Annotated in this window: 10 protein-coding genes; 1 reads left to right on the top strand and 9 read right to left on the bottom strand. The window is 52.2% G+C overall.

All coding sequences use genetic code 11. The features are described from left to right. The first annotated feature begins 2 nt into the window (after positions 1–2). Positions 3–1,526 (top strand): glycosyl hydrolase 53 family protein, encoded by a 1,524-nt coding sequence (locus tag O1Q74_RS16085; protein WP_271874620.1) that lies wholly within the window; start codon positions 3–5, stop codon positions 1,524–1,526. A gap of 78 nt (positions 1,527–1,604) precedes the next feature. On the opposite strand, the gene O1Q74_RS16080 is transcribed toward O1Q74_RS16085, so the two are convergent. The 9 genes from O1Q74_RS16080 to O1Q74_RS16040 all read right to left on the bottom strand — a co-directional run bounded on the left by O1Q74_RS16080 (position 1,605) and on the right by O1Q74_RS16040 (position 12,723). After that, positions 1,605–2,636 (bottom strand): LacI family DNA-binding transcriptional regulator, encoded by a 1,032-nt coding sequence (locus O1Q74_RS16080; RefSeq protein WP_271874619.1) that lies wholly within the window; start codon positions 2,634–2,636, stop codon positions 1,605–1,607. A gap of 277 nt (positions 2,637–2,913) precedes the next feature. After that, positions 2,914–3,783 (bottom strand): BglG family transcription antiterminator LicT, encoded by an 870-nt coding sequence (gene licT, locus O1Q74_RS16075; protein WP_271878966.1) that lies wholly within the window; start codon positions 3,781–3,783, stop codon positions 2,914–2,916. Positions 3,784–3,931: 148 nt separating this feature from the next. Next, entirely contained in the window at positions 3,932–5,359 is a 1,428-nt protein-coding gene (locus O1Q74_RS16070) for a glycoside hydrolase family 1 protein (RefSeq protein WP_271874618.1), read from the bottom strand. 64 nt (positions 5,360–5,423) lie between these two features. Continuing rightward, the gene (locus O1Q74_RS16065; protein WP_271878964.1) at positions 5,424–7,325 is read right to left on the bottom strand and encodes a beta-glucoside-specific PTS transporter subunit IIABC; all 1,902 of its coding nucleotides are present in this window, start codon (positions 7,323–7,325) and stop codon (positions 5,424–5,426) included. 306 nt (positions 7,326–7,631) lie between these two features. Beyond that, entirely contained in the window at positions 7,632–9,626 is a 1,995-nt protein-coding gene (tkt, locus tag O1Q74_RS16060; RefSeq protein WP_271874617.1) for a transketolase, read from the bottom strand. Positions 9,627–9,641: 15 nt separating this feature from the next. Next, a complete protein-coding gene (gene tal / locus O1Q74_RS16055; RefSeq protein WP_271874616.1) occupies positions 9,642–10,592 on the bottom strand; it encodes a transaldolase in 951 nt (316 codons plus the stop codon). Positions 10,593–10,772: 180 nt separating this feature from the next. Next, on the bottom strand, positions 10,773–11,231 hold the full coding sequence (locus O1Q74_RS16050) for an RpiB/LacA/LacB family sugar-phosphate isomerase (RefSeq protein ID WP_271874615.1): 459 nt from the start codon (positions 11,229–11,231) through the stop codon (positions 10,773–10,775). Between the two features lie 86 nt (positions 11,232–11,317). Further along, positions 11,318–11,686 carry a PTS glucitol/sorbitol transporter subunit IIA gene (locus O1Q74_RS16045; protein WP_271874614.1) on the bottom strand — a complete coding sequence of 123 codons (369 nt, stop codon included), beginning with the start codon at positions 11,684–11,686 and terminating at the stop codon, positions 11,318–11,320. An 11-nt stretch (positions 11,687–11,697) separates the two neighbouring features. Beyond that, on the bottom strand, positions 11,698–12,723 hold the full coding sequence (locus O1Q74_RS16040; protein WP_271874613.1) for a 2-keto-3-deoxygluconate permease: 1,026 nt from the start codon (positions 12,721–12,723) through the stop codon (positions 11,698–11,700). Positions 12,724–12,782: the final 59 nt, after the last annotated feature.

The following is a 12,782-nucleotide window of genomic DNA, read 5'->3' as shown; positions in this document are numbered from 1 at the left end:
GAATGAAAAAGAATAATTATTCAGGAATGATCTCTGTACTGTTAATGCTGTTTATCGGGTTTATGGCGACCAGTCTGGCTAAGGCGGCGCAGCCGTTTGCTTATGGCGCAGATATTGGCTGGGTAAAACAATTGGAAGATCGGGGAGTCACCTGGCGTGACGATACCGGAACGCAGCGTGATGTATTACAGATCTTGCGCGATCACGGCATAAACGCTGTGCGGTTGCGTATTTTTGTTAACCCCGATCCCAGTGCGCTATGGCATAAAGATAATACGACCTGGACGCTGCTCGGCTATACGGATAAAACCCGCGTGGTGAATGCCGCACAGCGTGCCAAAGCGATGGGCATGCGCGTCATGGTGGATTTTCACTACAGCGATGTTTTCGCGGATCCTGGTCATCAAATCAAGCCGGCAGCGTGGGTGAACTACAATCTTAGCCAGTTAACGACAGCCGTTTATAACCACACGCATGAGGTGATGAGTGCGTTGATATCCGCAGGCGTGACGCCTGAATGGGTGCAGGTCGGCAACGAAATGAACCCGGGAATTTTACTACCGGAAGGCAGTACCAGTCGGTTTGCCAACTTAACGCAGCTACTGAATGCGGGCTATGATGCGGTGAAAGCGGTCAGCCCTTCCTCTAAGGTGATCAGCCACTTGGCGCATGGAGATAATAATTCAAACGCTCGCTGGTTTTTTGACAATTTCCTCACCACGCACGGTGGGAAAACCGATGTGATTGGCTTTTCATTCTACCCCTATTGGGAGGGGAAAAATTATTGGGAGCTCACTGGTGCACTGGCTAGCAACCTCAACGATATGGCGAGCCGGTATGGTAAGGAAGTCATGGTCGTTGAAGTCGGCGGTTTGGAAACTAACCCGACAGACAGCTACTGGACGATTAGGGATACCATTAACCTTGTTAAAGCGGTGCCGGGAAATAAAGGCATTGGGGTTTTTTATTGGGAACCTGCGGGTAATGCCAGTGTGTTGCCGGATGGCTATGCATTAGGTGCGACGACGCGCGTTTCAAACAATGTATTGCAATTTACCCGGGCACTGGACGCATTTGCCGAATCGCAAATCAATTTTATCAGCGGAACACGTTATAAGATCGCTAATCGGCATAGTGGTAAATCGCTCAATGTCGTGGGCGGTTCGCATGAAGATAGCGCATTGCTTGAGCAATACAGCGATGGTAACTGGGACAGCCAGCGCTTTTATTTTAACGCGGTGGGTAATGGTTATTTTAATCTGGTGAACGTTAATAGTGGAAAATACATAGATATTGCCGCCAGTGCCAATGACGACGGGGCGAAAATTATCCAAATGTATAACACTGGCCATTTTAGCCAGCAATGGCTGATTTTAGATGCGGGTGATGGCTATTATAAAATCCTGAATAGAAATAGCGGAAAGCTTTTGGATATCAGTAGTCGCTCGACAGAGAATGGGGCATCCGGCATTCAATGGAATGATAACGGCGGATGGAATCAGCTGTGGAAAATAACCGCTAATTGATGCTGTCTGGCCGCGTAGTGCTATTACGTGGCCACCTTATCAGTAACGGCAGAAGGGGCATATGATAAAAGGACAACGTTACGTCGTGCCGAGTGTGAAGCTTTCGCGCCAGACCATCTCATAACCAACCTGTACGTGTTTTTTATAATAGCGTCCCGCTACCAGCTCTAAAAACAGATCGACGGCGGCTTCGCCCATTTCAGTCGGGTAAAGCCGCATGGTGGTCAGACTGGGATTCAGATGCTGTGCCGTGGGGATATCATTCATCCCGATCACTTTTATTTGCTTAGGGATGGCAATGCCTTTCTCTTGAATCGCACGGTACACGCCGATAGCGATAATGTCTGTTGCGGCGAACACGACATCCGGCCACGCTTTTTGTTGCAGCAACTCATTCATCGCCTGATAGCCGGACTCAATACAGAATAGCTGGCTGACCTTGCATCGCGATTCGTGGTAGATGCCGTATTTTTGGGTTATCTCTTGGAATACATGCAGCCGGCTTTCATTATTCCCGATAAATGCGGGACGCTGAGCGCCGCTCTTAACAATGTAATGTAATACTTCGCGTGCTGCTGCTTCCCGATCAAAGAGCACGGCGTCACATTTTTTATCGAGGGGGGCGGAGTCGATGAAAATCAGGTTTTTATTTAATGAATAGATTAAGGCGATATCGCTTTCGCTAAAGTGACCTACGCAAATAATCGCCTGCGCCTGGGCTAAAGTATGGCTGTTGGAAGATAAATTTGTGGTGAATAGATTGCGTAACGAAATATTAAAATGGTGGCAGCGGTTTTCAATGCCAATGCGCATTGCGGTGAAATAAGGGTCGTTGAGTTCTTCTGAGGGCGTAAGAAAATGGACGACAGCGAGATTTAATACATTGTCGTTATCCCTTTTGAAATGAGAACGTACAACCAGCGAATTCTCTAACCGTTTTTTCTGCTGCTTACGTTGTGTCGGTGATAAATAGGCCAACTCATGAGCAATGTTCTTAATGAGTTGGCGCTTTTCTTTGGTTATGGACAGGCTGGGATCGTTATTAAGTACGCGAGAAACCGTTGAGGCGGCCACTCCGGCTTTTCGAGCAATGTCTGTAATCGTTGCCACAAAAAATTTTCCATCATTTGCCTATGGGCTGATAGTAGCCAATGCCTTATTGATTGAACATGCCCGGTAACCAAAAATGCGATGAAACCTTCAGTAATCGCCGTGTCACCCGCATCATGCCACTCGTTTAAGCATCAAGAGACACGGGGCGACCACTGGGGCATTCTGTCCGGATGGGCTATCAGGGATGGGTTCTGGTGCGTGGGGTCTTGCGCGTATTGTACTTGTGAGGTCATCAGAACGAGGAACAGTAGCGGCATGAAAGCCGCTTCTCAATCTATCGCTTGTTGGGAGCGCTTTCCTGTTCCGGGGTGATGCGGACGATATGAATAATCAGGTACAACATTTCATCGTTAGAGATGTCGATGTTGAGCAAGTTGTGAATATAGTCTTTGATCAGTCGGCTACATTTGTACGCATCAGGATACTCTTTGGTGACCTGTTCAAAAATAAAGTCATCATTGGAATGAATCAGGCTATTTTCTAACAGACGCTGAATGAAGAATTGCATATGCGTCAGGAAGCGAGAGTAGTTAATGGACTCTTTATCAATCACGATATGGAAGTTGTACTGAATGATATTAAAGATATCTTTCAGCATTTTGACCGACTGGAGCGTGTTCTCCATATTCTGGACGTCAGTTTGGGCGTTGACCAAATGGAAGGCGATATTGCCTGCTTCTTCTTCGGGTAATTCCAGATTCAGTTGTCGGTTAATGTCGCTGAGCGCCCGTGAGGCAATCGCAAACTCCTGCGGATAAAACCGTTTTACTTCATAAAGCAGACGATTTTGTATGCTGATGCCTTTGCGATAACGCTCAATGGCAAAACTGATATGATCAATCAGCGTAAAAAAGACCTGTTCACTCAGGCGTCCCTGAAGTTGTCGATTCGCATCGTCAATAATCTTATTCACGATGTGAACATATTCTTCCCCGACGTGTTCAATCAAACGGGCAAATTCGCGAGGCGATGTGCCATCCTTGAGAATAAAGGTCTTCTCAATTTTGGTCGGATCGAGAATATCTCCGGTTTTGCTGTTAAAACCGATCCCTTTCCCCATGACAATGATTTCGTTGTTATCTGCATCAGAAGATAACACCAGGCTATTGTTCAGTATTTTTATTGCTTTTATCGGTTCAGCCATCATGCGTTTCTTGAGTGATATCAGTGGGAGCGTCAGTAAAATAATAACCCATTTCTTCTCTTTCATGTTGCGGGGGCGTTTTCCCGCAACATGAGTGATTCAGAGTGAGCTTATCCCTGTTTTAACAGAGTGTACTGGGGCGTCAGTATTAGGACGCTCCAGGAAATAGCCGTGCGCCATTTGATGCTATGACGCTCTGATACCAGTAAAAACTTTTCTTTTTGATACGGCGTAGATCTTTCAGATCGAACTCGTCGCGGTTCACATAAATAAATCCGTAGCGTTTACCGTAGCCCTGATGCGTGCTGACCACATCGATCGCCGACCACGGGCAATAGCCAATAAGATCAACGCCATCGCTGATGGCGAGCTGCATCTGTTCAATATGGCGGGCAATAAAATCGATGCGGTATTGATCGTCGATCGTGCCGTCGGCCTCAAGTTTATCTGGCGCACCCATGCCATTCTCCGTAATCAGGATCGGCAGATGATAGCGTTCGTAGGTTTTCCGCAGCGTTAAGCGCAAGCCAACGGGGTCGATCACCCAGCCGTAAGGCGTTTTATCCACGTGCGGATTGTCTGCTGCGCGGTAAACGCCGGGTTCGCCCAGCATGATTTGCTGATCGCCCGCACGGGCGCTGATATCCGATGCATCGCCTTTGCTGGCGGCAATGGTGGCGGTGGAGTAGTAGTTAATCGCCACGTAGTCGGGTTTTCCCGATTGCAGGATGTCGTCATCGCCGGGCAATGTTTCCGGTGCCAGACCACGATCTTCCAGATAGCGCCAGGCCAGCGCGTTGTAGCGACCGTGCACTGCAACATCCAGAAAGCTCCAGCAGCGCAGCGTTTCCCAGTTGTGCGCGGCGATGGCATCTTCCGGCTTGCTGGTGGCCTGATACATTGAGGTGGTATTGATTGCCGGACCAATCAGGCCATTGGGCGCGAGTTCGTGGCACAGCGCCATCACCTGCGCCTGCGCCAGCATCATGTGGTGATTCTGCTGATACAGCGCCTTTTTAGACGGTAAAACACCGCCTTCCGGCAGGCCAATCGCACCGGGGTGCAGAATCATGGTGTTCTGCTCGTTAATCGTCAGCCAGTATTTCACCTTGTCGCCGAAATGGGTAAACAGCGTGCGGGCGTAGTGAACAAAAGCGTCAATCGTGGCGCGATTCTGCCAGCCGCCCTGGGCTTCCAGGCAATAAGGCAAATCAAAATGGTAGAGCGTGACGACCGGTTCGATACCGTGCGCATTCAGCTCATCAATCAGGCTGTTGTAAAACGTGATGCCCAGCGGATTGATGGCGCCCGTGCCGTCGGGAAGAATACGCGTCCAGGCGATAGAGAAGCGATAAGCCTTTAATCCCAGTTCCGCAAACAGCTGCACGTCTTCTTTAAAGCGATGATAGTGATCGCTGGCCACGGTGAAGTCGGCGGTATGCTCAGGGTGCTGGCATTTATCAATGATCGACGGGCTTTTTCCCTCGGCTTGCCACCCCCCTTCAACCTGATAAGCCGACGTTGAGGCTCCCCACAGAAAACCCGCCGGGAAGTGTTTTTGCTGTTGATAGTGCATATTTTTCTCACATACAGGAAAACTGAAAAGCATTGGGCAGGGCACCCAATGCTTTTAGGGAACGTTAGACCTTCACGTTAATGATGGTGTCCATCGGGGCGATCGGCTGTGGTGCGGTACAGACGACGCTGGCGTAGTCATCGCTGTTGATGATCACGACGGGCGTAATTGGGTCATAGCCCAACCGCGTGATTTCATTGAGATCGAAGCTGATCAACCTGTCTCCCGCGCTAACTCTGTCACCCGGTTGCACATAGCCGGTAAAGTGTTTGCCGTTGAGATTCACCGTATCGAGGCCGACATGAATCAGTAATTCCAGACCACTGTCAGCGCGGATGCCGACGGCGTGTTTAGATTCAAGGAACGTGATGATTTCGCCACTGACGGGCGCGACCACTTCACCGTTGTCAGGAATAATCGCCACACCTTGTCCCAGTAATCCCTGTGAGAATACGTCATCGTTGATGTCATTCAGCGCGACCAGCTTGCCGGACAGCGGGCTGAGGATAGTTTGTGGTTCTGCGTGTTTTTCTGCGGTATCGACTGCTGGTGCTGTGTGGCGTTGGTCTGCCTGAGCCGAGTCGGTTTGAACAGCGTCAGTTTCATCCACCGGATCGTCGAATCCCATGATCCAGGTGAGAGCAAACGTGACGACAATCGCGATGGCGCAGGTGATCAAGGCATGGACGATGTTCATCGGGTTTTCACCAATGAAGGCAGGCAGAGCAGCCAGCCCTGGAGAGACGAAGGCATAGCGAACCAGCCCGGACAGCCCGGCATAGATCCCTGCACAGCCCCCGCCGATCATGGCGGCAATCAGCGGTTTCTTCAGTTTCAGCGTCACCCCGTACAGGGAAGGCTCGGTGATACCCAGCAGCGCGGTGAAGCCTGCCGAAGAAGCCAACTGTTTCAGATTCTTGTTCTTGGTTTTAAACGCGACACACAGTGTGGCGGCACCCTGAGCAATGTTGGAGGCCAGCATGCCGGGCCCGTTGATCATCTCGAAGCCGTTACGGGTAAGCTGCGAGGTGGCAATCGGCGTCATCGCCCAGGCCGTACCGGTGATCACCAGGAACGGTTGCAGGCCACCCATCAGCATCGGGATTAACCAGCTTGCCTTGCCGTCAATGATGGCAGCGCCGCTGGCGACCAGATCGTTGAGGAAAATACCGAAAGGCCCAATCACCACTAGCGCCAGCGGTGCGGTAAACAGCAGCACGATCATCGGCTTGGTGAAAAACTTGATCATCGATGGCGAGATCTTTTCGGCGAATTGCTCAATGTAAGACATGATCCATACGGTAAGAATGATCGGTAACACCGAGCCGGCATAGTCCGCCAGCCGTACCGGAATGCCGATAAAGCTGATCGGGCCACCTGAGGCCAGTAGCTGAGCCAGATTGGGGTGCAGCAATGCGCCAGCAATCGTCATCGCCAGAATGGGGTTACAGGCGAACTTGATGGAGGCTCCGTAGGCCAGCAGCACAGGCAGGAAGAAGAAGGCCGCATCGGAGATGGTGTCCAGCAGGCGATAAGTCGTGCTGTCAGCGGAAATTAACCCTGCCAGCTTGAGGATCGCCAACAGCGCTTTAATCATCCCTGCGCCAGTAATCGCCGGGATAACGGGAGTAAAGGTGGTGGAGATCACGCTGATGATTTGCGTAAAAATGCCCCCTTTTTTCTCCTGCTGCTTGTTGTCGGCATTGCGCTGGCTGTTCATTTCGCCAATTTCATTCAAAATCGCCCGATAGGTGATTTGAACGTCGTTGCCGATCACCACCTGAAACTGGCCGCCGCGATCGACCACGCTAATAACGCCGGGAAGTTTAGCAATTGCTTCTGCCTGTACGGCATGGTTGTCGTTGAACTCAAAACGCAAACGGGTGGCGCAGTGGGTCAGCTTGCTGACGTTCTGCTTACCACCGCTCAACGCGAGTATGTCGACTCCAAGTTTTTGATAATTCATTTTTTGATGATCCATAGTTTTACCCTGTGTTGACGCCAATTAGGCCAAAAAAAAAAGACCAAAATAAAAATGCGCCTCTTAAAAAGAGGAAATGCATTTTTACTTTGGTCTTGCCTGCCGTAGCAGTAGCACGCCGCGATAAAAATAGGCTGGTGCAACGTGTGGTGTTGCACCGTAATATCAGCATGCCGCGCTGGCGCTATGCAATGTACTCAGGTGAATTAATTGATCTGGATCACAAACAATGTTGCCTTTTGCGATCCTTTTGTGTACGACATCGCAGTCTTATTGCGTTGCCACAGAGCGTTACTTCAGCAGCGCCTGCGCTTTTTCCACCACGTTGTCCACGGTGAAGCCGAAGGTTTCAAACAGTTGCTCAGCCGGAGCCGATTCGCCGAAGCTTGTCATCCCCACAATCGCGCCGTTCAGGCCCACGTACTTGAACCAGTAGTCTGCGATACCCGCTTCAATCGCCACACGCGCCGATACTGCTTTCGGCAGCACCGCTTCACGGTAGGCTGCATCCTGCTTGTCAAACGCATCCGTTGACGGCATCGACACCACGCGCACCTTGCGGCCTGCGGCAGTCAGCTTGTCATACGCACCGACAGCCAGCTCGACTTCAGAGCCGGTCGCAATCAGGATCAGCTCCGGCTGGCCGTCGCTGTCTTTCAGCACGTAACCGCCTTTCGCCACGTTCGCCAGTTGCTCCGCGGTACGGGGCTGCTGCGCCAGATTTTGACGGGACAGGATGAGCGATGTCGGACCGTCCTGACGCTCAATGGCGTATTTCCACGCCACTGCGGTTTCCACCTGATCCGCCGGACGCCAGTTGCTCATGTTCGGCGTCACGCGCAGGCTCGCCAGCTGTTCAACCGGCTGGTGCGTCGGGCCGTCTTCACCCAGACCGATGGAGTCGTGGGTGTAAACGTAGATGCTGCGGATTTTCATCAGCGCGGCCATGCGCACGGCGTTACGGGCATATTCCACAAACATCAGGAAGGTCGCGGTGTACGGCACAAAGCCGCCGTGCAGTGCAATCCCGTTGGCAATCGCCGTCATGCCGAATTCGCGCACGCCGTAATGGATGTAGTTACCCGCGTGGTCTTTATCCAGCGAGACCGAGCCGGACCAGATGGTCAGGTTGCTCGGTGCCAGGTCGGCAGAGCCGCCCAGGAATTCCGGCAGCAGTTTGCCGTAGGCTTCCAGCGCGTTCTGTGAGGCTTTGCGGCTGGCGATTTTCGCCGGATTGGCCTGCAAGTCGTCGATAAACTTCTGGGCGTCCGCCTGCCAGTTGGCCGGCAACTCACCGCCGGTGCGGCGTTTGAACTCGGCAGCCAGTTCCGGGTAGGCGCTGGCGTAGGCGGCAAACGCCTCATCCCAGGCCGCTTCCTTACGCTGACCGGCCGGTTTGGCGTCCCAGACTGCATAGATATCAGCAGGGATCTCAAACGGTGCATATGCCCAGCCCAGCTGTTCGCGGGAGGCGGCGACTTCGGCATCACCCAGCGGGGCGCCGTGGGAATCGTGCGTACCGGCCTTGTTCGGTGAACCGAAGCCAATCACGGTTTTGCACATCAGCAGCGACGGCTTGTCAGTGACAAGCTGGGCTTCGCCGATGGCACGCTTGATGGCGTCCGCATCGTGACCGTCCACGCCACGTACTACGTGCCAGCCGTAGGCTTCAAAACGGGCAGCGGTATCGTCGGTAAACCAGCCTTCAACGTGGCCGTCGATGGAGATGCCGTTGTCATCATAAAACGCGGTCAGCTTGCCGAGCTTCATGGTGCCGGCCAGCGAGCAGACTTCGTGGGAAATCCCTTCCATCATGCAGCCGTCACCCAGGAAGGCGTAGGTGTGATGGTCGACAATCTCGTGGCCCGGACGGTTGAACTGCGCCGCCAGCGTGCGCTCGGCAATCGCCATACCCACCGCGTTGGCAATCCCCTGACCCAGCGGGCCGGTGGTGGTTTCGACGCCGGCGGTGTAGCCGTATTCAGGGTGACCCGGCGTTTTGGAATGCAGCTGGCGGAAGTTTTTCAGTTCTTCAATCGGCAGGTCGTAGCCGGAGAGATGCAGCAGGCTGTAAATCAGCATGGACGCGTGGCCGTTGGACAGCACGAAGCGGTCGCGGTTTGCCCAGTTGGGGTTGGCCGGATTATGGTTGAGGTAATCGCGCCACAGCACTTCGGCGATATCGGCCATGCCCATCGGTGCGCCCGGGTGACCGGATTTGGCTTTCTGCACCCCATCCATGCTCAGCGCGCGGATAGCATTGGCAAGTTCTTTACGAGAGGACATGCTTGACTCCAGAAATTACAGTTTGGCTGCCAGCAGCGTTTCCAGCTTTTGTTGATCGGCAGCGAACAGACGAATGCCTTCCGCCAGTTTATCGACGGCCATGGGATCCTGATGGTGCTCCCAGCGGAACTCAGCTTCAGACAGCGGCGAAGGATGATGGAACGCTTCAGTTGATGGTGTCAGCTGGCGTTCAACGGGTGCATCGCTGTTTTTCAGCTGATCCAACAGCGCAGGAGAGATCGTCAGGCGATCGCATCCCGCCAGCGCCAAAATCTGCTCCACTTTGCGGAAGCTGGCACCCATGATCACGGTTTGGTAGCGGTGGCGTTTGTAATAGTCATAGATATTACGCACGGAGATCACGCCGGGATCGTTCTCGGCCTGATAGTCGTTGGTGGGTTGTCTTTCCTGATACCAGTCATAAATTCGGCCTACAAACGGGGAGATCAGAAAGACACCCGCTTCGGCACAGGCGCGTGCCTGCGCAAACGAGAACAACAGCGTCAGGTTGCAGTTGATCCCCTCTTTTTCCAGTTCCTCGGCGGCGCGAATGCCTTCCCAGGTGGCGGCGAGTTTAATCAGAATGCGGGAACGTGGAATGTCTTTTTCCTGATACATTCCGATCAATTTGCGCGCTTTGGCCACGCACATACCGCGATCGAATGAGAGGCGGGCATCCACTTCGGTGGAGATACGCCCTGGAATGCTTTTCAGCACTTCCGCTCCAATGTTTACTGCCAGTCGGTCGCTGGCGTTGATGAGCCGCGTTTCCGAGCTACCGCCTTGCTGATTCGCATAGGCAATCGCGTCATCAAACAGCGGCTGATACTGCGGCAGAGTAGCGGCTTTCAGAATTAGGGAAGGGTTTGTGGTGGCATCTTGCGGTGAAAATTGACGAATGGAGTCGATATCGCCGCTATCGGCGACCACCACGGTAAATTGTTTAAGGGCGTCGAGTTGGTTCATAAGTGAGCTCCTTGGTATAGCAAAAAAGACAATGAGCGGAATCGTGTCCGTCGCGCTATGCCACACTGCACGATGGGTGGGCAGAATGACATGCGCTTTTTCTGATTACTGTCATTGGAAAAGACGTTGCGAAGAGGGACATACGCGGCGTGGTTGTACGAACGCCGCCGCCAGCGCTGCTTAACGGGCGCTTTCCTGATGCTCGTAATAGCCGATTTTTTCAACCTTCGATGCAGAGCCGCCGCCTTCAAATTCGGCATCCAGCCAGGCACCGACAATCTCTTTTGCCAGCTCGGGGCCAATGACTCGCGCGCCAAGCGCGATAATCTGCGCGTTGTTGCTTTTTCTGGCCCGCTGAGCGGAATAGGTGTCATGGCACTGTGCTGCACGTACGCCAGTGACCTTATTTGCCACAATGCTCATACCGATGCCGGTGCCGCACAGCAGGATCCCACGTTCGTGTGTTCCCGCTTTAATCGACACCGCGACCGCATGTGCGACGTCGGGGTAGATGGTGTTGTCCTGATTTTTGTCGCTGCTAAAGTCGACCCAGGGAATAGAGAGCGAATCCAGATAACGGGTGAGAATATCGCGTAAACTCCAGGCGGCATCATCGGCGCCAATAGCGATTGGTTTCATGGTGATTGTCCTTACGTTTTATTAAAACAGTGATATTTAAAAGTTTGTTATTAAAAAGCGTGTGATATTAATAACCGAATTATTTATTACTCTTCGAAGAACGTAATCTTTCCTTGCGCTGATAGGGCCTTGGGTATCTGCCCTGTCAGATGAAGGGTGCCGGGGAGTTCTGCCTTTTCTGCTCCATCAAATAACAGCGTAATGTGTCCCAGTTCTTTCAGGTTTTTGTTTGCAACATCACCAATTGCGCTAATCGAATACGTGATGCCAAATAATTCCATTTTATGATGAACAGAAAGCGGTTTAATTAACTCGCCATCATGGTGGGTAATGCAATATTCCCTGATGTCTTTAGGCGCATTGTCGCTGAAAAGAATGAGGCGTTGCTCAGCCAGAAATAATGCGGCACTTTCTCCCACCGAGCTTATTGCCGCCTGCCAGATAATTCGCCTCATTTTTCTTTCCCTTATTTTTGCTTATCGGCTTGTGTATGGAGTGCATGGGATGGTTCAGCCTGTCGCGCATTATTTTCTTCGTCCGATGGAATAATGCCTTTTTTCTTCAGCCGATTATCAAACCAGGCGACGAGCACGGGCGCGGTGAGCATGGTAATAATGCTGGCTGTTGCCAACTGCGCCGTGGCGGAGTCAACAAAGACCTGAAGGCTGGGATCCGCCTGTGCCACCATGGCTGGGGTGAGAGCCGAGCTGGCTGCGGTGGTACCCAGCGCGGCACCCAGCGCCGTTTTTCGTTTCAGAAAGAGGTTGTACAGGAAGTAGAAAACCAGTCCGGTTATGGCGGAAATGATGCCCAGAACAATGCCGGATAAACCCGCAGTAAAGACGGTGTGCATACTGGAATTCGCGCCGATAGCGAAGGACATGATAATAATGACCAGCGGCTGTGACGCGGCACAAAGCTGTTTGAATTTCTCGTCAAGGTTGCCCCACAGCATGCCGATGAGTAGCGGGATAAGCATGGAGAGCAGGGCAGCAAACGGTATATTGGCTAAACCGCTTACGCCAAGCACCACCATCGTGACGAAGGGGCCGTCTTTAATACAGAAAACGGAGATAGCGCCCGCATCGCTGGCATCACCGTAGTTGCTACATAACGCAATATACAGCGAGCTGTTTGAGCTGGTGATACAGGCAATAAACGCCAGCGTTGAAATCCCGAAGAAACCGGCAGGCCCAAAAAAAGTGCCCATCAACCATACCGCCAGCGCACCTGCACTGAATTTCAGCATCAGGAGAATCGTGCCTTTATAGAGCGGGAGACCCGCCTGACGAATATTAATGGAAGAGCCGCAGATGAGAAGGAATATTCCCATCATGGCGCTAGAGCCTGCTTTAAATAATGCCGTTGTGGGGCCGCCTATTTGCAAGAGCGACGGCGTAAAGGTATTCATCAGTATCGCCGCCAGCAGGGGGATAATGATCAGTCCGCCTGGGACTTTATTCATTTTTTCCAGAATATTTATATTTTTCATGGTGTTTCTCTCTTGTAGGGTAGAGCAACATCCAGGCCTGTTCATCAGACCTATGCAAT

It is taken from the genome of Pectobacterium sp. A5351, from assembly GCF_028335745.1.
In the GTDB taxonomy this organism is placed as follows: Bacteria; Pseudomonadota; Gammaproteobacteria; order Enterobacterales; family Enterobacteriaceae; genus Pectobacterium.
Note: the sequence above shows the minus strand (reverse complement) of the source record. Positions and strands in the feature narration are given on the sequence as shown.